This is a genomic window from Micromonospora sp. LOL_023 (genome assembly GCF_048060115.1).
GTDB lineage: Bacteria > Actinomycetota > Actinomycetes > Mycobacteriales > Micromonosporaceae > Micromonospora_E.
Genome location: NZ_JBHMIM010000032.1, coordinates 24,301 through 47,844 on the forward strand (window position 1 = coordinate 24,301; position 23,544 = coordinate 47,844).

Sequence of the window (23,544 nt, forward strand, 5' to 3'; positions counted from 1 at the left end):
TCAAAGGTGCTGTCACCGGCTCCATGGCTGTGCTCCTTTGGACGCTGGTCGCGACAAGGACCAGCAATCCGACGCTACGTGCACGATCACCTACGCAACGAGGTCCGGCCCTACTCAACTGATCGGACACTTCATACTCAAATGCGATCTGTGACCGGGCGCACTCCCTGGGCAATGGTCCTATATGCTGCCCTGCCATGGGCCTGTGGAGCTTTGTCGGGCGGGCCGAAGAGTTCGACCGGCTCTCCGCCGCGGCGACCGGCGGCGGCCGCGGTCTGATCCTCAGCGGCTCCGCCGGCATCGGCAAGAGCCGGCTGTTGCGTGAGGTTGTCGACCGGCTGCCGACCGAGACGTACGCCGTATGGTCGGCCTCCGGCAGTGTCAGCGCGGCCGGCCTGCCCTTCGCCGGGCTGGCGCAGGTGCTGCCGGCGGAGCAGCCACCAGGGCTGTCGCCGTCCGCGCTGCTTCGGTGGGCCGTCGAGTCGCTGCGCCAGCGCGCCGCCGGCCGGCCCATCGTGCTGGCCATCGACGACGCGCACCTGCTCGACCCCACCTCGGCCGCAGTGACCAACCTGATCGCCCGATCCGGACAGGCCACTGTGCTGGGAACGCTGCGCAGCGGCGAACCGGTACCGCTACCGATCCGTGCCCTGTGGGCCGACGACCTGGTCGAACACGACGAACTCGCCCCGCTGAGCTTCCAGGACACCACCGGGCTGCTGGCCGAACTGCTCGGCGGGCCACTCGACCCGGCCTCCGCCGAACGACTGTGGCGACTGTCCGGAGGCAACCCGCTGCTGCTCCGCGAGCTGATCATCGCCGCCCAGTCCGGCCATGAACTGACCCAGACGTACGGGGTCTGGCGGTGGACCGGGCGGCTGGAGCTGGCACCGAGTCTCACCGGCCTGATCGACACCAGGATCGGCCAGCTCAGCCCGCAGGTCCGCGCGATCGTCGAACTCGTCGCGTTCGGCCAGCCGATCGGGTTGCGGTTGCTGCTGAAGGCGAGCCAACAGCACGATGTGGAAGCCGCCGAGGAGCGCGGCCTCATCCGGGTCGACGTCGACGACCGCCGGCACGACGTCAGCATGGCTCATCCGCTGTACAGCGAGGTGGTTCGTCGCCGCTGCCCGGTATCCCGGGCACAGCGGCTGCAGGCTCAACTCGCCACCCTGGTCGAGACAACCGGCTCGCGCCGCCGGGAAGACCTGCTGCGGGTCGCCGTCTGGCGGCTGGAGTCGGACACCGCCAACGACCCGACTGTGCTGCTCACCGCCGCCGCGCAGGCATTCGCCGGATACGACATCCCGCTGGCCGACCGGCTGGCCGACCGGGCGCTGACCGCCGGCGGCGGATTCGACGCCGCCGAGTTGATGGCGACCATCCTGATGTTCCGCGATGAGCCGGAGCAGGCTTTGACCACTCTGGAGTCAGCCCGCACCGAGGTGACCAGCCAGGACCGGCGAAGCCGCTGGTTGATGGTGCTCGGCCTGGTCGCCTACTGGGGACTCGGCCAGGAGTCCACCATCGACGAGATGGCCGACGGAGCCGGCGAGTTGTCCGACCCGGCCGACCGGGCCCGGGTCAACTCGTTCGAGGCGATCATGCGGCTGCACCGGCTGGAGTGCGACGCCGCGCTCCGGCTCGCCCGCGCGGTGCTCGACCGACCGGCCGCCAGTCATGCGGCGCACGGGCTGGCCCAGTGCACGATCGCGCATCTGCAGGCCGCGCAGGGCGACCTGACCGGCAGCGGGCGGGCGATCGCCCGGGTAGAGGCCGACGCGCCCCGCTGGCGGACCGAGCTGCCCTACCTGCAACTGGCCATGGAGCTGGCCCGCGGTACCAGACTGGTGCTCGCCGGTGACCTGGCCGGGATCGACGCGATCGTCGCCGAGGAGTTCGCCGATCTGGCCGACGCGGGCGACTTCCGGCTCGGCTCGGGCTACCTGTCGGTGGTCCGGGCACAGGCGGCCCGGCTCCGTGGTCGGCTCGACGACGCGATGCGGCACAGCCTGCAGGCCTGCGCCATGCTCGCCACCGGGCGGGTGTTCGCCGGGCTGGCCCACGCCGAACGCGCGCACGCCGCCGCGCTGCGCGGCGAGCCGGCCGCAGCCGCGGCGGCGATGACCGACTCCGACCGCGCGCAGGCGCCCGGCATGTCGATCCTGTATCCGTGGCGGGAACAGGCCCGCTGCTGGGTGACCGTCGCCGAGGGCGACCTGCCCGGTGCCGTCGACATGTTGCGCCAGCTGGCCGCCCGGCTGCGCACCGACGGCTTCGCCGGGCACGAGCTCGTGGTGCTGCACGACCTGGTCCGGTTGGGCCGGGCCGACCTGGCCGTGGACCGGCTGGCCGAGCTCAGCGACCTCGTCGAGGGTTCGCTGCCGGCGCTGATCCTGCGCCAGGCCCGGGGCACGACCAATGGCCCGCACGGTGAACTGCTGCGCGCCGCGAACGGATTCGCCGCACTCGGGCTGCACCTGTTCGCCGCGGAAGCGGCGGCGATGGCGGTCCACCGGCTGCGGGTGGCCCGCTCGTCGCTGGTCGGGCAGACCAACCTCCTGCTCGGCGAACTGCTGGCGCGCTGCGCCGACGTGCAGACCCCGGCGCTGCTGGCCGGACAGCCCAACCTCACCGACCGGGAGCACCAGGTGGCGAAGCTGGCGGCAGCCGGCGTGGCCAGCCGGGACATTGCCGATCAGCTGTTCCTGTCGATCCGGACGGTGGAGAACCACCTGCAACGGGCGTACGGCAAGCTCGGGGTGACCGGGCGGACGGAGCTGGCCGGCGCGCTGCGCGCCCTACCGGACGCAGTGGGCGGCACAGTGCCGGGCCAGCCCGGACCGGGCCGTCCCGGCGACCGTACAGTTGCCGGGTGACCAGCTCCAGTCCCGCGCTGCTGACCGACCACTACGAGCTGACCATGCTCGCCGCCGCGCTGGCCGACGGCAGCGCGCACCGGCACTGCGTGTTCGAGGTGTTCGCTCGGCGGCTGCCGACCGGCCGCCGCTACGGGGTGGTCGCCGGCACCGGCCGGCTGATCGACCTGATCCGGGACTTCCGCTTCGACGCGGACACCATCGGCCACCTACGGGACCGGGGTGTGGTGGCCGACGACACGGCGCGGTGGCTGGCCGACTACCGCTTCACCGGCGACATCGACGGGTACGCCGAGGGCGAACTGTTCTTCCCCAACTCACCGATCCTCACCGTCTCCGGCACCTTCGCCGAATGCGTGCTGCTGGAGACGCTGGTGCTGTCGGTGCTCAACCACGACTGCGCGATCGCCGCAGCGGCGGCGCGGGCGGTGACCGCCGCGCGGGGCCGTGCCGTGATCGAAATGGGTTCCCGGCGCACCCACGAGGAGGCCGCCGTGGCCGCTGCCCGGGCGGCGTACCTGGCCGGCTTCACCGCGACGTCAAACCTGGCGGCGGGCGCGCGGCACGCCATCCCGACGGCCGGCACCTCCGCGCACGCCTTCACCCTGCTGCACGACGACGAGCGGGCCGCCTTCGCCTCCCAGGTGGCGACCCTCGGTCACGACACCACGTTGCTGGTCGACACGTACAGCATCAGCCAGGGCATCCGCAACGCGATCGAGGTCGCCGGACCCGAGCTGCGGGCGATCCGGATCGATTCCGGCGATCTCTCGGTGTTGGCGCAGCAGTCGCGGGAACTGCTCGATTCACTCGGCGCCACCGAAACCAAGATCGTCGTTTCGGGTGATCTCGACGAGTACGCGATCGCGGCGCTCGCCGCCGAGCCCGTCGACATGTACGGCGCCGGCACCGCCGTGGTAACCGGTTCCGGCGCACCGACCGCCGGCCTGGTCTACAAACTGGTCGAGGTCGAGGGCCGACCGGTGGTCAAGCGCTCCGAGAACAAGGCCACCGTCGGAGGCCGGAAGGTGGCGATACGCCGGCACAAGCCGACCGGCACCGCCACCGAGGAGATCGTCGTCTCCCAGGGCGTACCGGACCGGGTCAACGGTGACCGGGCGCTGCAGCGGTCGTTCGTCGCCGCCGGCGAGCCTCTGGACCGGCCGCCGCTGGCGCAGTCCCGGGAACATCTGCGCCGTTGCCTGATCTCGATACCGTGGGAAGGGCTCAAGCTCTCCGCCGGGGATCCGGCCATCCCGGTCACCATCGTGCCCGCCGACCAGTAGCGCCACCAGCCGATCAGCAGAGCCACCGGAAGGACCGACCATGCATCGCGCACTGATCATCGTCGACGTACAGAACGACTTCTGTACGGGCGGTTCACTGGCGGTCGGCGGCGGGTCGGAGGTGGCCGCTGCGATCTCACGGACCGTCGCCGAGGCGCCACCGCTGCGCTGGCGGCACGTGGTGGCGACCAAGGACTTCCACATCGACCCGGGCGCGCACTTCGGTGACCCGCCGGACTTCGTCGACTCCTGGCCGGCGCACTGCGTGGTCGGCACCGGTGGCGAGGACTTCCATCCCGGGCTGGACACCACGTCGATCGAGGCGGTCTTCCACAAGGGTCGGCACGCGGCCGCGTACTCCGGTTTCGAAGGCCGCACCGACGACGGTGCCGAGCTGGCCGGCTGGCTGCGCGAGCGCGGCGTCACCGGGGTGGACGTCGTCGGCATCGCCACCGACCACTGCGTCCGGGCCACCGCGCTGGACGCCGCCCGCGCCGGGTTCGACACCACGGTGCTGCTGGACCTGACCGCCGGGGTGGCCCGCGACACCACCGAGGTGGCACTGGACACGATGCGTACCGCCGGGGTTCTGCTGACCGGCACGCCGGTGCTGCGCCCGAGCTGACCTCGGTCCGACCCGGCGCGAAACTGGCTGGCGGTTGTCGCACCCGGCGGGCATCATGCCGCCGGAGGTAACACACCCGATGACTCTGACTCCTTACCGGGAGGCGCTCGCGCTGCCCGGCGTCGCCCGGTTGCTCGCCCTGTCGGTACTGGCCCGGCTGCCGAGCACCGCCGCCGGCGTGTCACTCACCCTCCACGTGGTGCTGGAGCTGGATCGCGGCTACGCGGCGGCCGGTCTGGTCGGCACCGCGCTGACCGTCGGGTCGGCGATCGGCGCACCGCTGCTGGGCCGGCTGGTCGACCGGCACGGCCTACGCCCGGTGATTCTCGGCTCGATCTGCGCCCAGGGCGCATTCTGGGCCGTGGCACCGGCGTTGCCGTACCACTGGCTGCTGGTTGCCGCGGCCGTCGCCGGGCTGGCCGGCCTGCCGGTCTTCTCGGTGATCCGGCAGTCGCTGGCCGCGCTGGTCCCACCGGCGCAGCGACGCCCCGCGTACGCGTTGGACTCCATGTCCGTCGAGCTGTCGTTCATGATGGGGCCGGCGTTGGCGGTCCTGCTGGCGACGGCGGTTTCGCCACCGGCCGCGATGCTCGGGGTCGGTGGCGGCCTGATCGCCGCCGGGGCGCTGCTGATCGCCATGAACCCGCCGATCCGAGCCCGGCACGAGCAGCCGCCGCAGGCGGGGGTCCGCCTCCCTCGCCGCGAGTGGCTCACCCCACGGTTGGCCGGGATCCTCGCGGTCGGTGCGGCCTCGACCCTGGTGCTCGGGGGCACCGACGTGGCGCTGATCGCCGCCCTGCAGGAAAGCGACCAACTGGTCTGGACCAGCATCGTGCTCGCCGCTTGGGGCGGGTACTCGCTGGTCGGCGGGTTCGCCTACGGGGCCGCCCGCCGGTCGGTGCCGCCGGTCGGGTTGATGGTGATGCTGGCGGTGGCCACCATCCCGGTCGGGCTCGGCACCGGCAGCTGGTGGCTGCTGGGCGTGGCTCTGCTGCCGGCCGGCCTGCTCTGCGCGCCGACGATCGCCGCGACGTCCGACGCGGTCAGCCGGCTCGCGCCGGCGGCGGTACGCGGCGAGGCGATGGGACTGCACGGCTCAGCGATGACCGTCGGGATGGCGGTCGGCGCCCCGCTCACCGGTGCGGTGATCGACGCGAGCACCCCGGCGTGGGGCTTTGTCGTGATCGGCTGCGCTGGCCTGGCTTTCGCACTGCCGATGCTGGTCGTCCAGCTCCGCCGGCCCGGTCAGCTCTTGTCGAGGTTGCTGGCGGTGTCCTCCTGGTAGCTGGCGCCACCGTCGGACTCGCTGCTCAACGGCTTGGCACCACCCTCCGGCGGGCCGGCGACCGACTGATGACCGGCGGCCAGCTCCGGGAACTTCAGGTCGAACGCCGGCCGCTCGGAGCGGATCCGGGGCATCCGGTCGAAGTTGCGCAGCGGCGGCGGGCAGCTGGTCGCCCACTCCAGGGAGTTGCCGTGGCCCCACGGGTCGTCGACGTCGACCAGCGGGCCGGCCTTGTACGACTTCCACACGTTGTAGAGGAACGGCAGCGTCGAGATTCCGGTGATGAACGAGCCGATCGTGGAGATCATGTTGAGCGTGGTGAAGCCGTCCGTGGCCAGGTAGTCGGCGTACCGGCGGGGGAAGCCCTCGTTGCCGAGCCAGTGCTGCACCAGGAAGGTGGTGTGGAATCCGAGGAAGGTGAGCCAGAAGTGCACCCGGCCGAGCCGCTCGTCGAGCATCCGGCCGGTGAACTTCGGGAACCAGAAGTAGATGCCGGCGAAGACCGCGAACACGATCGTGCCGAAGAGCACGTAATGGAAGTGCGCCACCACGAAGTACGAGTCCGAGACGTGGAAGTCGATCGGCGGGCTGGCCAGCAGTACGCCCGAGAGGCCACCGAAGAGGAAGGTGACCAGGAAGCCGATCGCCCAAAGCATCGGTGTCTCAAAACTGATCTGGCCCCGCCACATGGTGCCGATCCAGTTGAAGAACTTCATGCCGGTCGGCACGGCGATCAGGAAACTCAGGAAGCTGAAGAAGGGCAGCAGCACCGCGCCGGTGGCGAACATGTGGTGCGCCCAGACGCTCATCGACAGCGCCGCGATCGCGATGGTCGCGCCGACCAGGCCCTTGTATCCGAAAATCGGCTTGCGGGAGAAGACCGGGATGACCTCGCTGATGATGCCGAAGAACGGCAGCGCGACGATGTACACCTCGGGATGGCCGAAGAACCAGAACAGGTGCTGCCAGAGCAGGGGGCCACCGGTCTCCGGGGCGTACACGTGCGCGCCGAGCATCCGGTCGGCGGCCAGCGCGAACAGCGCGGCGGCCAACAGCGGGAAGACCATGATCACCAAGAGGCTGGTGACCAGGATGTTCCAGGTGAAGATCGGCATCCGGAACATCGTCATGCCGGGCGCGCGCAGCGTCAGGATCGTGGTGATCATGTTGACCGCGCCGAGGATGGTTCCCAGACCAGAGATCGCCAGGCCGACGATCCACATGTTCGCGCCGACGCCGGGCGAGTGCTCGACGCTGCTCAACGGCGCGTACGCGAACCAGCCGAAGTCGGCGGCACCGCCGGGGGTGAGGAAGCCGCCCATCGCGAGCGTGCCACCGAACAGGTACAGCCAGTACGCGAAGCTGTTCAGCCGGGGAAAGGAGACGTCCGGCGCGCCGATCTGGATCGGGGTGACGTAGTTCGCGAAGGCGAACACGATCGGCGTCGCGAAGAACAGCAGCATGATCGTGCCGTGCATCGTGAACAGCTGGTTGTACTGCTCCGCGGAGAGGAACTGCATCCCCGGCTGGGCCAGCTCCGCACGCATGATCAGCGCCATCAGGCCACCGATCATGAAGAACGCGAAGGCGGTGATCATGTACATGATCCCGATCTGCTTCGCGTCGGTCGTGCGCAGCAGCCGCGCCATGGCCGAGCCCCGTACCGGCTCCCGGACCGGGAAGGGCCGGGTGGCGATCGGCTTCGGTGCGACGGTGGTCACGAATGGCCTCCGGTTCTCGTCAATCCCACGGCACCCGCTGATGATCCGCTGGCCGTGCCTCGCAGGCAGGATAGTCCCCGATCACCGGCGCTCCACACACCGGGTGCCCGGCGCGGGCCGGAAGCTCACACCGGGTCGACGAGCAACCGGTAGTGCTCCTGGAAGATCCGGCCGCCCTTGGCCCGCAGCAGCGGGTCGCGCAGGCCCGGCGCCACGTCGCGGGTCCGGTCCCGGTCCCGGGTCCGGTCCAGCACCCACTGGGTACGCGGCCGACGGCGGCTCTCGTACCCGGCCAGCCCTTCGGTGACCGTGGCATGGGTACGCAGCGTCTCGGCGAGGACCAGCGCGTCCTCGAAGGCCATCGCCGCCCCCTGGGACAGCGTCGGCGCGGTGGCGTGGGCGGCGTCCCCGACGAGGACCACGTTGCCTCGTGACCAGCTGCCGAGCTCCACCTCGTCGGTGACCGCCACCTGAACCTTCTCCACCGCGTCGAGCAGCGCCGGCACCGGTCCGCCGTAGCCGCCGAACAGTTCCCGCAGCCGGACCAGCGGGTCGCCCGGCGGCGCGGCTCCCGCCGGCAGCGGCTCGTCGGCGTAGAGGTAGATCCGTCCGTACCCCATCGGGCTGAGCACGATCCCGGATCGCTGGCCGAGCAGCGCGGTCCAATCGGTGATCTTCGGGCCGCCGGTGATCACGCTGCGGTAGGCGATCTGGCCGACCGGACGCGGGGCACCACCGAGGCCGGCGAGCCGGCGGATCGCCGACCGCCGGCCGTCGGCGCCGACGACCAGGTCGTACTCGGCGTGGGATCCGTCACCGAAGGCCACCTTGGTGGTCTCGTCGCCGACCTCCAGGTCCCGCACCTCGGTGTTGAACCGCACCTCGCCACCGGCGCCGGTGAGCAGCACCTGATGCAGGTCGGCGCGGGGCAGGGCCCGCGATTCACCGACGCCCTGCCAGAGCCGTTCGAGGTCGACCGCGCAGAGTTCGTCACCGGTCGAGTCGAGGAACCGCTGATGCCGGATGACCGCACCGAGTGGACGCAACGGATTGTCCAGACCGAGGTCCCGCAGCGACCGGATCGCGTTACCGGGGAGAAAGATGCCAGCGCCGGCGACGACGGACGGCACCAGTTTCTCCACCACTTCGGGCCGTAGACCAGCCAACCGCAACGCGCGGGCGGTCGCCAATCCGGCGACACTGGCGCCGACGACGAGCACGCGCACGGGTGCTTGAGCCATAGTCCGCGCCGCCTCCGGGGGAATAGACACTCATTGAAGCCAAGAGACTACTGCCGGCGACGCTGCCTGCGGTAGGCCCATCCCGCCCTGTCCGTTCCGCGCAGAGCTTGCTGTTGTGGCACCCCCGGAAACCCGGACACAGCCTCTGAAGGTAGGGCACCAACCCCAGGAACCTCAGCTCAGGCCCGAACCGCCAATTCGACGCCATAGCTGACACCCCGGGCAATGCTGGCAACATCCACCCGTGAAAATCTTAACCGGTCAACGGTCTTCGCGGGACCCTCAGCGACGCACCCGTGCGCCGCCGCCGCCGACCAACGCGGCCACCTCGTCGAGACTGGCCATCGACGTGTCACCCGCAGTGGTCATCGCAAACGCCCCGTGCGCCGCGCCGTACTCCACGGCCACCGCCAGATCCCCCTTCTCCAGCAGGCCGTAGACCAGCCCGGAGGCGAAGCTGTCGCCACCGCCGACCCGGTCCATGATTTCCAGCCCGGCCCGGTGGGTGGCCTCGACGAAGCCGGTCGGCGCCGACCAGGCGATCGCACCCCAGTCGTTGCGCGTCGCCGATCGCACCGTACGCAGCGTCGTCGCCACCACCTTGAAGTTCGGGTACGCCCGGGTCGTCTCGGTGATCATCCGCCGGAAGTTCGCCACCTCCAGCTCGGCGAGGCTGGCGTCGGTGTCCGGCACCTCGAAGCCGAGACTGGCGGTGAAGTCCTCCTCGTTGCCGATCATCACGTCGACGTAGCGGGCCAGCCGCCGGTTGACCTCCTGCGCCCGGGACTGGCCGCCGATGGCTTTCCACAGGCTCGGCCGGTAGTTCAGGTCGTACGAGATGATCGTGCCGTGCCGGCGCGCGGCGGACATCGCCGCCTCGATGGTGTCCGGGGTGGTCTGCGACAGCGCCGCGTAGATACCGCCGGTGTGCAACCAGCGGACGCCGAGGGTGCCGAACAGGTGCTCCCAGTCGACGTCGTCGGGTCGCAGCTGGCTGGCGGCGGTGTGGCCGCGATCGGAGGTGCCGACCGCGCCGCGCACCCCGAACCCGCGCTCGGTGAAGTTCAGTCCGTTGCGGACACTGCGCCCGAGTCCGTCGTAGGGGACCCACCGCACGTACGAGGTGTCGACCCCGCCCTGCAGGACCAGGTCCTCCAGCAACCGCCCGACCTCGTTGTCGGCGAACGCGGTGACCACGGCGGTCCGCAGGCCGAAGCAGCGCCGCAGGCCGCGCGCGACGTTGTACTCGCCACCGCCCTCCCAGACCCGGAAGCTACGGGCGGTGCGAACGCGCCCCTCCCCCGGGTCCAGCCGCAACATGATCTCGCCGAGCGACACCAGGTCGTAGCGGCATTCCTCGGCGGGGCGGGGGTGCAGCGGGCTCCCGCCGGCGGCGGACTGTCCGGACATGTCGTGACTCCTCATCGGGGGCAGGGCGAATCGGTCACGGCTGGGCGGCGGACCGGGCGGCGTCGACGGCGGCCGCGGTCAGCCGGGTCACCTCGGCCCAGTCACCCGCATCGAGCAGCCGGGGAGCGACCATCCAGGTGCCGCCGACGGCGAGGACCGCCGGGTGGGCGAGATAGCCGGCCAGGTTCGCGGTGGTGACGCCGCCGGTGGGGATGAACCGGACCGACCGGAACGGCGCGGCGAGCGCGGCGACCATGCCGATCCCGCCGAGTTGCTCGGCGGGGAAGAACTTCACCGTGTCGAGTCCCGCGTCGAGGGCCAACTGGATCTCGGTCGCGCTGGACACCCCGGGGAAGACCGGCACGCCCAACTGCTGGCAACGACGCACCACGGCGGGTCCGAAGCCGGGGCTGACCACGAACCGGGCCCCGGCCTCGACCGCCCGGTCGACCTGCTCGACGGTCAGCACCGTGCCGGCTCCGACCAGCAGTTGCGGGCGGGTCGCCATCGCCGCGATGGCGTCGGCCGCCGCCGCGGTCCGGAAGGTCACTTCAGCGGTACGCAGCCCACCGGCGAGCAGGGCGTCAGCCAGCGGCTCCGCGCCGGCCGGGTCGGCCAGCACGACGACCGGGAGGATCCGGGCGGCACCGATCACGGAAGCGACGTCCGCGTCGGCCACCGGCGCAACGACAGAAGTGCGTTCACTGTCTTGAACATCGGTCACGTATGTGACCATACTCGGGGCATCGATACTGTCAACCCGACCGACGGCGTGGCTAGAGTGACGCCCATGGCGGTGCACGACGGGTTCCAGCCGGTGAAGTCCGCCGGCCGGACGTTGGCGGTGCTGGAAGCCCTGGCCGCCGCACCCGACCGGCAGTCCCTGGGCAATCTGGCGCGGCTGCTGGGGATCCCGAAGAGCAGCCTGCACGGAATCCTGCGCACCATGACGCAGCGCGGCTGGGTGGAGGCCGATCCCACCGGCACCCGGTTCGGACTCGGGGTACGCGCGCTGCAGGTTGGTGCCGCCTACCTGACCGCCGACAACACCGTCAGCCTGCTCGACGCCGTACTCGACGGGTTGGCCGGACAGTTCGGCGAGACCGTCCACCTCGGCCGGCTGGACGGGCCGCACGTCGTCTACTTGGCGAAACGCGAGTCGGTGCACCCACTGCGGCTGTACAGCGCGATCGGCCGACAGTTGCCGGCCCACGCGACCGCGTTGGGCAAGGCCCTGCTCGCCGAGCACCCCGACGACACCGTCGAGCGGGTGCTGGCCTGGCCGCTGCACCGGATGACCCGGCAGACGATCGACGATCCGGCCACCCTGCGGACCGCGCTGGCCGAGATACGCGAGCGCGGCTACGCGGTCGACCGCGAGGAGAACACCGAGGGCATCGTCTGCGTCGCGATGGCGATGCCGCTGCGTCGCCCGGCGACCGACGCGATCAGCCTGTCCATCCCCACGGCCAGGGTCGACGCGACCATCGAGGCCCGAATCGTCGAGGCGTTGCGGAGCGCGGCCGGGCAGATCAGGTCCGCCGGCGCGCTGATCACCTCCTGATTCAGCCGTGCGACTCGGCCTCCGATCCACCGGCAGGCCCCCGATCCGCGGTCAGTTCCCGCTCTCCCGTCGCCGACTCTTCTCAGGCACACAATCATCGACTAGCGTCTATGGGAGCGCTCCCGTGGCGTTGTTTTCGCACCCACCGTCTCTCTCCCCCCGGACATCGAAGGAGCACCATGAGACGTCCGATCCGCGCCGGAGCAGCAGCGGCGCTGCTGCTCGCTGGCGGCGTCCTCGCCGTCGTCACCGCCGCGCCCGCCCAGGCCGACACGGTGATCTGCGAGCAGTACGGCACCACCACGATCCAAGGTCGCTACGTGGTGCAGAACAACCGCTGGGGCACGACCGCCCAGCAGTGCATCAACGTGACCAGCACCGGCTTCGCGGTGACCTCCCAGCAGGGCAGTTCGCCGACCAACGGCGCACCGGTGTCGTACCCGTCGGTCTACCTGGGCTGCCACTACACCAACTGCTCCCCCGGCACGAACCTGCCGATGCAGGTCAGCCGGATCGGCAGCGCACCGACGAGCATCAACTACACCTATGTCAGCTCCGGCACCTACAACGCCTCGTTCGACATCTGGTTGGACCCCACGCCGCGCACGAACGGGGTCAGCCAGATGGAGATCATGATCTGGTTCCACCGGCAGGGTTCCATCCAGCCGATCGGCTCGCCGGTCGGCAACGCCACCGTCGCCGGCCGCAACTGGCAGGTCTGGACCGGCAGCAACGGCGCCAACAACGTGGTCTCCTACCTCGCCCCGTCGTCGATCACCAGTTGGAATTTCAACGTCATGGACTTCGTCGCCGACGTCCGCAACCGGGGACAGATCAGCAACTCCTGGTATCTGACCAGCGTCCAGGCCGGGTTCGAGCCGTGGAACGGCGGCGCCGGCCTCAGGGTCAACTCGTTCTCGGCGGCGGTCAACACCGGAGGGACGCCGCCGACCACCGCACCGCCCACGACGGCGCCGCCGATCAGCCCGCCCCCGCCGGGCACCGGCGCGTGCCGGGTCAGCTACACCCCCAACACCTGGAACAACGGCTACACCACGGACGTACGCATCACCAACACCGGTAGCAGCACGCTGAACGGCTGGACCCTGGCGTACCAACTGCCGGCCGGGCAGACGATCAGCAACTCGTGGAACGCCACCGTCTCGCAGAGTGGCACCTCGGTGACCGCGCGCAACTTCAGCTGGAACGGCACCCTGGCACCGAACGCCACCGTGTCCTTCGGCTACCAGGCCACGTACAGCGGGTCGTACTCGTCGCCGACGAGCTTCACGCTCAACGGCACCCGTTGCGCCACCGGCTGACCGCCCGACGCCGTCTCCCCCCTGGGCGCGACTCAGGTGGGAGACGGCGGCGGTCGGGCCGGTCAGTCCCGCAGGTCGTCGATGGCGGACATCTCGTCCGCGGTGAGGGTGAACCCGAAGACGTCCAGGTTGCTGGCGATCCGCTCGGGCGTCACCGACTTGGGAATCACCACGATGCCGTGTTGCAGATGCCACCGCAGCACCACCTGGGCGGCGCTGACCCGGTGCCGGCGGGCGACCCGGGTCAACACCGGATCGTCGAGGTCGGTGTTCTTGAACGGACTGTAGCCCTCGACCACGACGCCCCGTCGCTGATGCTCGGCCAGCATGCGCTCGTCGTGCATCGCCGGTGCCCACGGCACCTGGTTGACCGCCGGGGCGACTCCGGTCCGCTCGGTCAACTCGTCGATCTGTTCCAGGCTGTAGTTGCTGACCCCGATCGCCCGCGCCGCACCCGCGTCCCGCAGGGCGATGAACTCCCGCCAGGTGGACACCCCGGCACCGGCCCGCGGCGGCCAGTGGATCAGCCACAGGTCCACGTGATCGGTACCGAGCGCCGCCAGGCTCTCGGCCAGTGTCCGCGTCTCCTGACCGACCCGATCGGGCGGGAGCTTGGTGGTGACGAAGACGTCCTGACGAGCAAGCCCGCTGTCCTTGATCGCCGCACCGACCTGCGCTTCGTTGCCGTACATCGTGGCGGTGTCCAGGTGCCGGTAGCCGGCATCCAGGGCGGCCCGCACCGCCCGATAGCCCGCGTCGCCGGTCGCCTGCCAGGTACCGAAGCCGAGCATCGGCATGTCCACGCCGGGTACGAGAGTCACCGCGGACCGCTCACCATCTGCTGCCATGGTCGTCACCTACCCGCACCGACCTGCCCATATGCATTGACCGGACGACTCATCGTCCGCTAGCCGACCAGACCCTACCGCCGCTGGCGGCGACAGCCCATGATGTTCACCGCACGTACATTCGTCGTTACCGTCACCTCGGCGGTAGTCCGGCTACCAGCGCGTACGGGCCGGACATGGGACAGGACGGAATCATGGGCAACATCGGCACCACCCCGACGTCGGCACCTACCACCCCGGGGACCACGACGACCACGGCCGCACCAGTCGATCCGGTCGATTCGGCGGAGTTCTCCGAACGGACGTCACACGACATCTGGCACCTCGCCCGGGCGGTGCTCGACGCCAACTGGTCGCGCACCTACACCGTGCCGTCACGTTCGCTCTATCCGCACCAGTGGAGCTGGGACGCCGCCTTCATCAGCGTCGGGCTGGCCAGGGTCGATCCCGACCGGGCATGGCAGGATCTGCGTAGCCTCTTCCGGGCGCAGTGGCCGGACGGTCGCGTACCGCACATCGTCTTCGACCCTGACGTGGCCGATCGGGCCTACTTCCCCGGCCCGGACTTCTGGCAGGTGCCGCTGCGCCGCCCCGGCCACCCGGACGGTACGGGGATCGTGCAGCCGCCCGCGCACGCCCTCGCGGTCCGGGAGATCTACCGGCGGGCACCGAACGAACGTGCGCAGGCCGAACTCCGCTGGTTCTATCCGCGACTGGTCGCGGCCCAGGACTATCTGCTCGGCAGCCGCGACGCCGGCGGCGGCGGGCTGGCGGCCATCGTGCACCCGTGGGAGTCAGGGCTGGACAACAGCCCGGCCTGGGACGAGGCACTGGCGGCGGTCCCCACCGATCTGCGGGTGCTCGCCGGGCGCCAGCGGCACGACAACCGGGTGGCGGCCGCGGCCCACCGACCGACCGACGAGGACTACGCCCGGTTCGTCGCACTGGCACTGGCGTACCGCGACGGTGGCTACCGCGACGACGCGCTCACCGAACGGCACGACTTCGTCGTGGAGTGTCCGGGGTTCAACGCGTTGCTGGGCGCCGCCGAGCACGCCCTCGCCGACATAGCCACCGTCGTCGGCGCCGACCCGGCGGTCCATCTGGCGCGGGCCCGGCGGATCACTCGGGCGATCGGCGCCCGGCTGTGGAACCCGGACACCGGGATGTACCACACACGTGACGTCCGTACCGGCCGACTCAGCCCGGCCCGGTGCGTGAACGGGCTGCTGCCGCTGATCCTGCCGGACCTTCCCGGGCAGCGGGTGGCGGCACTCGTCGAATCGGCCTCCTCGGCCCGGTTCGGGATGTCGGCGACCATGCCGGTGGCCAGCTACGACCGGACCGCCGCCGACTTCGATCCGGTCCGGTACTGGCGGGGACCGGTCTGGATCAACATCAACTGGCTGCTCTGGCGAGGGCTGCGAGAGCACGGCCGCACCGCCCAGGCAGACACTCTGCGTACTGCGATGCTCGAACTTGTCCGCAAATCCGGCTACTACGAGTATTTCCATCCGGTCAGCGGCGACGGAGTAGGTTCGGCGGCATTCAGTTGGACCGCAGCGCTGGTTCTGGATCTGCTCGCCACCGAGGACGACGACTCGGTGCCCGGCGACACCTCGACGACGTGACCATTACCCGATAGTAGCCAAGGATGTGTCGACAAGCGCCGATCCGACACTCCGGCCGATACCAATAACCATTTGGCCGACTAACCGCAGATGCCGTTGGTTCCGATATAGCAGGCAATTCACCCGGAAACCACCCGCAGCATCGAACAATTTCACTCAATGTAGTGGTTTAATTGCATTGCGTTGAACCTAGCCGTACGGTGCGCTACCAGAAGCCTCACGGACGGTTCCCACCCGGCGATACGCCATCTATCTTTCCCTGCCGGTGGGCACAGCGGCGCGATAGCCACGACGCGCCGGTCAGACTGCTCACCGCAATTCGATGCGACCGCCAGGGGGGTGGGCGATGCAACCCACAGACGATGCCGTACGCCGCAGGCGACGGCTCGATGGACCACTACTACGCTCGGCGATCGCCGTTCTGGTGCTCGTGCCGGTCTGCGTGCTGTTCGTGCAGCTGTGGCGCGGGACCGCCGCCGACATCGCCTTCGCCGAGCGTGAACGCGAAGGTGTGTCGTATCTCGCTGCGCTCAACGGTCTGACCGTTGCCCTGGTCGACGCCCAGTCTGCGGCCGTCGCCAGGCAGCCCGTCGACGACGAGGCACTCGACCGTGCCCTGGCTGCGGTGATCGAGGTCGACGAGCAGATCGGCGCCTCGCTCCGCGCCCAGCAGCGGTGGGCCGCCCTGCGAGCCGCCGTCGAGGCGCTCTCCGGTCGACAGTTCGACGAGCCTGTCGAGGCCTTCGCCGCCTACCGGGAGGCGACCGACCTGCTCCTCGCCCAGTACGACCGGGTCCGGCAAGGCTCCAACCTGGTCCGCGACCCGGAAGGCGACGCGTACCACCTGCAGGACGGAGCAGCCGAGGAGCTGCCTGAGGCGATCGTGGCGACCGGACGCTTCGCCGACCTCGCCGTACTGCTACCGACCCGCCCGGCTCAGGAGCGCCCACTGGCCCTGGTCGAACTGATCGGCTCGATCACCGACGTGCTCTCGCCCGCCGACGACCTGGCGAGCAACGTGCAGGCTGCGGTCGAGAGCACCGACAGCAGGACCATGAGCAGCAATCTGCTGACCCAGGTCGACCGGTTCCGGCGCGGCATGGACGCCATCGCCGCCGCCGGCACCGTGCTGAACACCGCCGCCAGCGAGTTGACCAGTGGTCAGTCCGACGACGACTCCGGGGCCGGCGGCCGGCAGTCGGCAGTCCCCGACCTGAGCCAGTTGGTCCAGCTACGCGGGGAGGTGCAGGTTTCGGCCGCCGAACTCGCTGGCACGATGCTCGACGAGCTGGACGACCTGATCGGCGACCGGCTCGACGGACTGCGGCGTGCCCAGTGGTCGGCAGTCGGCGCCCTTGTGCTGGCCATCGCGCTGGCCTGCGCACCGCCGGTGATCACCTACCTCGGACGGTCGGGCCCGTCCGGCACCGGCTCCGCCAACCGCAGGCCGAGAACCGGTGGCGGCGGCCGGCATCAGGATCGGGAGGCCGACCAACGCACTGATGCGGTGGATCAGCCGTCCCGCTGGCCGGAGCTGGACTCCGTGCCGCCCCATCCCGGCGGCACTGCCGGCCGGGCAGCTCCCGACGCGGGACGATGGGGGCCGACAGTTGCTGCTCGATAAGCTACGCATCCGCGGGAAGCTGGCGCTGCTGGTCATGATCCCGCTGATCGCCGTTGCGGCGTTGACGGTGCCGATCGTCGTCGACCGGACCGCGCTGGCCGGGCGGGCCGCCGACACCGTACGCGCGGTGCAGATCGGCGGGCGGATCGGATCACTGGCCCAGGACCTCCAACAGGAACGGCTGCTCGCGATCGGGTATCTGCTCGGCGCGGTGGACCGGTCCCGACTCGTGCTGCAGGAGGCCATCGTCACCGACCGGGTCGCCGACATCCAGACCGATCTCGGCGACCAGCTCGACCCGGATCTGGCCGCAGCCGTCACGGCGGTGGCCGACCTCGCAGCGGTACGGGCCACGGTCCGGAGCCGCACGGCGGACAGCGACGCGGTGATGAACACGTACTCCGCCCTCATCCTCCGGCTCATCGACGGACTGCGGCTGGTGGATCAGGCAGACGTCGCCACCCCGCAAGGGCGACAGATCGTGGCGCTGGACGCCGTGCTGCGCCTCGACCACGCGATCAGTTCGGGTGCCACCCAGATGCTGCTGGTCGTCGGCTCGCCTAGTCCACAGGCCGCCACCCGGTACACGATGAGCCTCGTCACGGCGCAGGACAACGCGGCCCGGCTCAACCGGTTCGCCACCGCCGACCAGTCCGCGCTCTACACACTGGTCGGGCAGGCCCTGGACCAACGGCTCGGCAGCGGCTTCACCGCCGACTCGCAGAGCGGCGCGCAGGAGGGGTTCTCCGCCGACCCGGCCGAGGCGCTGGCCGGGCTGACCGTCGAGGTCCTGTTCCCGTCGCTCGAGTCGCTGATCGCGCTCGGCCGGTTCGTGGAACGCAAGATCGTCATCGACGTGACCGCCGAGGTCACCCAGCGGCAGGAACAGATCCTGCTCACCGCGTACGGCGTGGTCGCCGCGGTGCTGCTGGTGCTGTTCGCCGTCGTCGCGTTGAGCCTGATCGTGGCGCGATCGGTCGCCCAGCCGTTGGCCCGGTTGACCACGTCGGCGAACCGCGTGGCCCGTATCGCCGAGGCGGAGCTGGTCCGGGTCGTCGACGACGAATCGGAACGACACGGCCCGGTCCGGGTGGATCCGGTACGTCTCGACCCGATCGAGGTGAGTGCCAACGACGAGATCGGTGATCTCGCCCGGGCCTTCGTACGCGTCCAGAGCACCGCCGCGCGACTCGTCGAGCGGCAGGTGTCGAGCCGACGCAACGTGGCGCAGATGTTCGGCCACGTCGGACGGCGCACCTACAACCTGGTGAGCCGCCAGCTGGTCATCATCGACCGGCTCGAGCGGGAGGAGACCGACCCGAACCGGCTGCAGCACCTCTACCGGCTGGACCACGTCTCCAGCCGGTTGCGACGCAACGCCGGCAGCCTCGTGGTGCTCTCCGGGGCGACCGGGGCCGAGGAACACATGTCCCCGTTACCCGTCTCCGACGTCGTCCGGCTCGCTCTCGGCGAGATCGAGGACTACACCCGGGTGGACGTCCAGACACCGGCCGGGCACTCCCTGCAGCCGTCGATCATCGCGGACCTGGTGCTGCTGCTCGCCGAGTTGATGGAGAACGGCACAGTCTTCTCCCCGCCGCACACCCGGGTCACGGTGACCGCCGAGCCGATCGGGGACGGACTGCGGATCAGCGTGATCGACCGGGGTCTCGGGCTGTCGCCCGAACGGCTGGTCGAGGAGAATGCCCGGCTGACCCGACGGGAACGGCTCGACCTGGTACCCACCGAGGTCCTCGGCCTGTTCGTGGTGGGCCGGCTGGCGCGGCGGCACGGCATCCTGGTCACGCTCGATGCCACTCCGGGCGGGGGTCTCACCGCAGCCGTCGACATCGGATCCGAACTCATTGTGGCCAGCCGCGACGTGGCAGCACCCGCCGCTACCCGGCCCGCATCGGGACGACCCACGACCGCGCCGGCCGCGCCGGTGCCGGCAGTACCTGGACCGACCCCACCGGTACCGCTGCGGACCGCGGGGGCACCGGCCGATACTCGGGCACTGCCGACCCGGTCCAGCGGCCGCGTCGCGGTCCCGACGACGGACCCGGACGACCTCGCTTCGTCGGCGCTGCAGCGGGCCACCCGGTCGATGGACACTGGCAGCCCGTGGAACGCCTTCTCGAAGCAGTCGACCGAGCCGGCCGAACCGGAACCGACACCGGTCGGACCGGCGACACCCGCCGAACCCGGCGGCCGGGGTCCGCTGCGGCAACGCGTGCCCGGTGCCCAGCACCCGGTCGCCATCGGACCGGCGGCGGTCAGCAACTCGCCGGCGGACCCGGCGGCGGCCCAGGCGATGTTGGAGGAGTTCGAGGCCGGCGTACGGCGGGCGCAGCAGCAGGTCGCGCAGGAGCCGACGGCCGCCGAATCATCGCAGCTCATCCAACGGGTACCGGGTGCCAGCCTGCCCGAAACGCCGCCAGCGGCGCCCGTTCGATCCCGGCGGACAGGGCCGCCGGACCCACAGGCCGCGAAGGACTCCCTGGACGAGTTCGAAACCGGTGTCCAGCGTGCCCTCACCGAGATCACCGCACATCCTCAGCAGCAGGACAAAGGAATCTGATGACCAGTCCATTCACCCCGGACACCGCGGAACGCCCGGTGCCCGCCGCCGCCGGAAACGGCTCACTCAGCGCCGAGGCCCAGACCTTCAACTGGTTGCTGGACTCGTTCACCTCCAGCACCGCGGGCGTACGGGAAGCGATCGCGGTCTCCTCCGACGGGCTGCTGATGGCCATGTCGGCGATCCAGGACCGGGCCAACGCCGAACGACTCGCCGCAGTCGTGTCCGGGATGACCAGCCTTGCCGGCGGAGCAGCCAATTGGTACTCGCTCGGCACCTTGAACCGGGTGGTGGTGGACATGGCGGACGGCTATCTGCTGGTCAGCTCGATCAGCAGCGGATCGGTCCTCGGTGTGATCGCCGACAGGTCCGCGAGCCTCGGTACCATCGCATACGAGATGACATTGTTCGCCGGACGCGCGGGTGGCGCGCTGACTCCCCGGCTGATCGCCGAGTTGAAGAACTCCGTCCAGTCGTGACCCGACCGCCGTTCAGGGCGGACGAACCGGTCGACCGACCACCCCGGATCCGCCCCTACCTGCGTACCTCACCGTTGGACCGGACCTCGGAGACGGCCGGGGTCTCCGGTGGCTTCGATCCCGGCTCGGCGGCCGATGTGCCCGACGGCTCGGCCGGCACCCCGGGACTACGACCATTCGTCCTCACCTCGGGTCGGGTCACCGGAGCAGACCCGGACATCGGGCTGGAGACGCAGGTCACCTCACGGGAACCCGACCTGTTCCGCCCCGGCCCGTCAGTGCACAGCCTGGCACCCGAGCTGCGGGCGATCATCGCGCTCGCCGCTGAGCCGATCTCCGTGGCGGAGATCTCCGCCCGGCTGGGGCTGCACCTTGGCGTGACCCGGGTGCTGGTCGGTGACCTGCGGGCCACCGAGCACCTCGACGTCCACGTGAGTGACCTCGAAGCCTCTGCCGATGCCGACACCATCCTGCGAGTGATCCGTGGACTACGTGCAATCTCCTGAGCCGCTCGTCGCCGGAGCGCCCTCGGCCGCCCGACGCCGAACCGCGACCCGTACCGCGCCCATCCCGGTGAAGATCGTGATCGCCGGTGGTTTCGGCGTGGGCAAGACCACCACGGTCGGAGCCATCTCCGAGATCGCCCCGCTGACCACCGAGGCGGAGATGACCGCCGTCTCGGTGGGCGTGGACGATCCCGGACCCGAGTCGGGCAAGACCACCACGACGGTGGCGATGGACTTCGGCTGCGTGACGATCGACCATAGCCTCAAGCTCTACCTGTTCGGTACGCCGGGGCAGGCCCGCTTCGGCTTCATGTGGGACGATCTGGCCCGCGGTGCGCTCGGTGCACTGGTCGTGGTGGACAGCTCACGCCTCGACGACTGTTACCCCGCGGTCGACTACTTCGAGCGGGCCGGGCTGCCGTTCGTTGTGGGAGTCAATACCTTCAACGGCCGTCTTAGTCATAGCATTGACGAGGTCAGGTGGGCGTTGGCGACCGACCGGGCGGTCCCGGTCGTGGCCTTCGACGCTCGCAACCGGCTGTCGGTGCGCGACGCCCTGCTGGTGGTCCTTGATCGGGCACTGGACCGAGCGGTAAGGAGTCAGCCATCCTGAGGTGGTGACAGAGGAGGGGACCGATGCGTGGTGACCTGGACGACGCGCTCGCCCGGCTGGCCCGTCGGGATCAGCTGAACAAGCGGGTGAGCCAGGGCAACGATCGGACGGCGTCAGCGGCGCAGGAGATCGCTGCGGCGGTTCGTCAGGTGGTGGAGCGGCACGTGGGGCTGACCGCGAAGGTCCGGCTCGTCGACGGTGGTCAGGCGGTCGACTTCACCGTGGGCCACCATGGCGGGCGGGTCCAGGTGACCGTCGACGGCCCGACCGCGACTGGGCAACCACCGGCGGCCGGCCGCCCACCGAACGGCACCGGCGACGTCCACGGGCACCCCGGCAACGGTGCGTCTGCGAGCACCGGGGGATTCGGTGAGTCGCCGACGGTCGGCGTACCCACCGCTGGCGGCCCGCCGGACTGGCCGCCCCGGTCCGAGTTCACGCCCGGCAGTCCGGCCGCCCGGCTCGCCGAGATGATCCGGCAGGATCCGTCCCTGCTCAACGGAACCGCTGAGGGCTGACCCGCGACGATTCCGTCTGCCGGCTCGCCCCGATCCGCCTACCGGCGCAGCCGGGCCCCGATGTGCATATCGGGGCCCGGCCGAGCTGGTGCCCGGGAGGCCGGTCAGGAGTTGGGTGGCTCGTCCTGGCCGGACTCCTCGGCCGCGTCCGCTTCTTCCTTGGTCCGGTGCACGGCACCGTCGGCGTGCTCGGGCGGACCGTACACGGTGTAGAGGACCAGCGGGTTGGGCCCGGTGTTACGGAAGTTGTGCTTCCGGCCGGCTGGGACCACCACCAGGTCGCCCTGCGCGACGGTACGGCGCTGGCCGGACACCACAGCCTCGCCGACACCGCTGACGAAGGTGAGGATCTGGTCGATGTCCTCGTGGACCTCCTCGCCGATCTCGCCGTCCGGCGGGATTGTCATGATCACAAGCTGGGTGTGTCCACCGGTCCAGAGCACCCGACGGAAGTCCGGACTCTGCTCAGCGACGGTGGCGATGGTGAAGTGCTCCATACCGCCCACGGTACCCACGACGACCCCTTGTCACTCCTGTTGTCACGCGCAATGGACAGCCGGTTTCAGCGGGTCAGTTCCAGGATCGCCTCGACCAGCAGCCAGCAGCCGAACAGCACGAACAGCACCGCCGCCCCGTAGGCGATCACCCGCTCGGGCAGCCGTTTGCCGAGCATCCGGCCCACCACGATCGCCAACGCGTCGGCTGCCACCATGCCGAGCGTCGAACCGAGCCAGGTGCCGAACCAGCCATGCCGGGTGGCCAGCGTGATGGTGGCGAGCATCGTCTTGTCCCCCAGCTCGGCCAGGAAGAACGCGACGAACACGGCAATGATCGCCGAGCGGGTGGTGCGTTGCGCCTGCCGGGACTCGTCCTCGCTCAACGAGTCGCCGCGCACCGTCCAGATGGCGAAGCCGAAGAAGGCCAGGGCCGCGACGAGGGAGATCCAGCCGGTAGGCAGCGCCACGCCCAGTCCGTACCCGATGCCGACCGACACCAGATGGACCACGGCGGTCGCCGCCGTGATACCGATCAGCACCGGCCACATCTTGAAGCGGGTGGCGAAGGTCATCGCCATCAACTGCGACTTGTCGCCCAACTCGGCGACGAAGATGACGCCGAAACTGATCGCGGTGGCGGCCAGAAAACCGTCCATGGTGCCTCACATCCGGTCGGGCCGGATCGTGGGCAGGTTGGCCTCGACCCGGCTGTTACAGCCTGAGTCGAAGGTCTCGCCCACCTGACGGATGCCGTCAGGTCTCCGCGGCCGGGTGCGCGGCACCAGTGTGTCGACCACGATGTTGGGAGCTACTCCCCCTCGCTGGGACGCAGCTTAGCGACTCGGGCAGTGACTTTGCGCCGATAGTGACCCAACGCACGGGGGCGGTGGCTGACCCACCGGCAGTTTCCGTTA

The 23,544-nt window shown here is 70.2% G+C and carries 20 protein-coding genes; 13 read left to right on the forward strand and 7 right to left on the reverse strand.

Annotated features, from left to right (window positions below; genetic code table 11):
- Window positions 1-197 precede the first annotated feature (197 nt).
- Genes ACFHVL_RS18095 through ACFHVL_RS18110 form a run of 4 tightly spaced genes read left to right on the forward strand, consistent with a single transcriptional unit; the run spans window position 198 to window position 6,075 of the window.
- Window positions 198-2,879: a LuxR C-terminal-related transcriptional regulator gene (locus ACFHVL_RS18095; protein ID WP_416629245.1), complete on the forward strand. Its 2,682-nt coding sequence runs from the start codon at window positions 198-200 to the stop codon at window positions 2,877-2,879.
- Window positions 2,876-4,165 carry a nicotinate phosphoribosyltransferase gene (locus tag ACFHVL_RS18100; RefSeq protein WP_416629246.1) on the forward strand — a complete coding sequence of 430 codons (1,290 nt, stop codon included), beginning with the start codon at window positions 2,876-2,878 and terminating at the stop codon, window positions 4,163-4,165. Before ACFHVL_RS18095 ends, ACFHVL_RS18100 begins: the two co-directional genes overlap by 4 nt.
- A gap of 40 nt (window positions 4,166-4,205) precedes the next feature.
- Window positions 4,206-4,790, forward strand: a complete 585-nt coding sequence (locus tag ACFHVL_RS18105; RefSeq protein WP_416629248.1) for an isochorismatase family protein — start codon at window positions 4,206-4,208, stop codon at window positions 4,788-4,790.
- Window positions 4,791-4,845: 55 nt separating this feature from the next.
- Window positions 4,846-6,075 (forward strand): MFS transporter, encoded by a 1,230-nt coding sequence (locus ACFHVL_RS18110; protein WP_416629249.1) that lies wholly within the window; start codon window positions 4,846-4,848, stop codon window positions 6,073-6,075.
- On the opposite strand, the gene ctaD is transcribed toward ACFHVL_RS18110, so the two are convergent.
- The 4 genes from ctaD to eda form a co-directional block, all read right to left on the reverse strand.
- Window positions 6,036-7,796 (reverse strand): cytochrome c oxidase subunit I, encoded by a 1,761-nt coding sequence (ctaD, locus tag ACFHVL_RS18115; protein WP_416629251.1) that lies wholly within the window; start codon window positions 7,794-7,796, stop codon window positions 6,036-6,038. The two genes, ACFHVL_RS18110 and ctaD, sit on opposite strands and share 40 nt — an antisense overlap.
- Window positions 7,797-7,921: 125 nt before the next feature.
- The gene (locus tag ACFHVL_RS18120; protein WP_416629253.1) at window positions 7,922-9,037 is read right to left on the reverse strand and encodes an FAD-dependent monooxygenase; all 1,116 of its coding nucleotides are present in this window, start codon (window positions 9,035-9,037) and stop codon (window positions 7,922-7,924) included.
- Between the two features lie 282 nt (window positions 9,038-9,319).
- Window positions 9,320-10,447, reverse strand: coding sequence for a sugar kinase (locus tag ACFHVL_RS18125; RefSeq protein WP_416629254.1), 1,128 nt, complete (start codon window positions 10,445-10,447; stop codon window positions 9,320-9,322).
- Window positions 10,448-10,481: 34 nt separating this feature from the next.
- Window positions 10,482-11,171, reverse strand: coding sequence for a bifunctional 4-hydroxy-2-oxoglutarate aldolase/2-dehydro-3-deoxy-phosphogluconate aldolase (eda, locus tag ACFHVL_RS18130; protein ID WP_416629256.1), 690 nt, complete (start codon window positions 11,169-11,171; stop codon window positions 10,482-10,484).
- A 66-nt stretch (window positions 11,172-11,237) separates the two neighbouring features.
- Between eda and ACFHVL_RS18135 the strand changes: the two genes are divergently transcribed.
- Window positions 11,238-12,011 carry an IclR family transcriptional regulator gene (locus ACFHVL_RS18135; protein ID WP_416629257.1) on the forward strand — a complete coding sequence of 258 codons (774 nt, stop codon included), beginning with the start codon at window positions 11,238-11,240 and terminating at the stop codon, window positions 12,009-12,011.
- A gap of 179 nt (window positions 12,012-12,190) precedes the next feature.
- Window positions 12,191-13,333 carry a GH12 family glycosyl hydrolase domain-containing protein gene (locus ACFHVL_RS18140; RefSeq protein WP_416629259.1) on the forward strand — a complete coding sequence of 381 codons (1,143 nt, stop codon included), beginning with the start codon at window positions 12,191-12,193 and terminating at the stop codon, window positions 13,331-13,333.
- 62 nt (window positions 13,334-13,395) lie between these two features.
- Here ACFHVL_RS18140 and ACFHVL_RS18145 read toward each other — a convergent pair whose 3' ends face one another.
- Complete coding sequence (locus ACFHVL_RS18145; protein ID WP_416629260.1) at window positions 13,396-14,181, reverse strand: aldo/keto reductase; 786 nt, start codon at window positions 14,179-14,181, stop codon at window positions 13,396-13,398.
- Between the two features lie 176 nt (window positions 14,182-14,357).
- Here ACFHVL_RS18145 and ACFHVL_RS18150 point away from each other — a divergent pair, with 176 nt between their 5' ends.
- From ACFHVL_RS18150 to ACFHVL_RS18180, 7 genes are all read left to right on the forward strand, one after another.
- Window positions 14,358-15,812, forward strand: a complete 1,455-nt coding sequence (locus ACFHVL_RS18150; RefSeq protein WP_416629262.1) for an MGH1-like glycoside hydrolase domain-containing protein — start codon at window positions 14,358-14,360, stop codon at window positions 15,810-15,812.
- A 346-nt stretch (window positions 15,813-16,158) separates the two neighbouring features.
- Window positions 16,159-17,436: a hypothetical protein gene (locus ACFHVL_RS18155; protein WP_416629264.1), complete on the forward strand. Its 1,278-nt coding sequence runs from the start codon at window positions 16,159-16,161 to the stop codon at window positions 17,434-17,436.
- Window positions 17,423-20,017 (forward strand): nitrate- and nitrite sensing domain-containing protein, encoded by a 2,595-nt coding sequence (locus ACFHVL_RS18160; RefSeq protein ID WP_416629265.1) that lies wholly within the window; start codon window positions 17,423-17,425, stop codon window positions 20,015-20,017. Before ACFHVL_RS18155 ends, ACFHVL_RS18160 begins: the two co-directional genes overlap by 14 nt.
- Window positions 20,017-20,496, forward strand: coding sequence for a roadblock/LC7 domain-containing protein (locus tag ACFHVL_RS18165; RefSeq protein WP_416629266.1), 480 nt, complete (start codon window positions 20,017-20,019; stop codon window positions 20,494-20,496). The genes ACFHVL_RS18160 and ACFHVL_RS18165 overlap by 1 nt, the downstream gene beginning before the upstream one ends.
- Window positions 20,493-21,002: a DUF742 domain-containing protein gene (locus ACFHVL_RS18170; RefSeq protein WP_416629267.1), complete on the forward strand. Its 510-nt coding sequence runs from the start codon at window positions 20,493-20,495 to the stop codon at window positions 21,000-21,002. Before ACFHVL_RS18165 ends, ACFHVL_RS18170 begins: the two co-directional genes overlap by 4 nt.
- Window positions 20,980-21,615 carry a GTP-binding protein gene (locus ACFHVL_RS18175; RefSeq protein WP_416629269.1) on the forward strand — a complete coding sequence of 212 codons (636 nt, stop codon included), beginning with the start codon at window positions 20,980-20,982 and terminating at the stop codon, window positions 21,613-21,615. The genes ACFHVL_RS18170 and ACFHVL_RS18175 overlap by 23 nt, the downstream gene beginning before the upstream one ends.
- A 23-nt stretch (window positions 21,616-21,638) precedes the next feature.
- On the forward strand, window positions 21,639-22,133 hold the full coding sequence (locus ACFHVL_RS18180) for a hypothetical protein (RefSeq protein WP_416629270.1): 495 nt from the start codon (window positions 21,639-21,641) through the stop codon (window positions 22,131-22,133).
- Window positions 22,134-22,237: 104 nt separating this feature from the next.
- Here the strand turns inward: ACFHVL_RS18180 and ACFHVL_RS18185 are convergent, their stop codons facing one another.
- Window positions 22,238-22,630, reverse strand: coding sequence for a cupin domain-containing protein (locus ACFHVL_RS18185; RefSeq protein WP_416629272.1), 393 nt, complete (start codon window positions 22,628-22,630; stop codon window positions 22,238-22,240).
- A gap of 65 nt (window positions 22,631-22,695) precedes the next feature.
- Window positions 22,696-23,286: a TMEM165/GDT1 family protein gene (locus ACFHVL_RS18190; RefSeq protein ID WP_416629273.1), complete on the reverse strand. Its 591-nt coding sequence runs from the start codon at window positions 23,284-23,286 to the stop codon at window positions 22,696-22,698.
- Window positions 23,287-23,544: the final 258 nt, after the last annotated feature.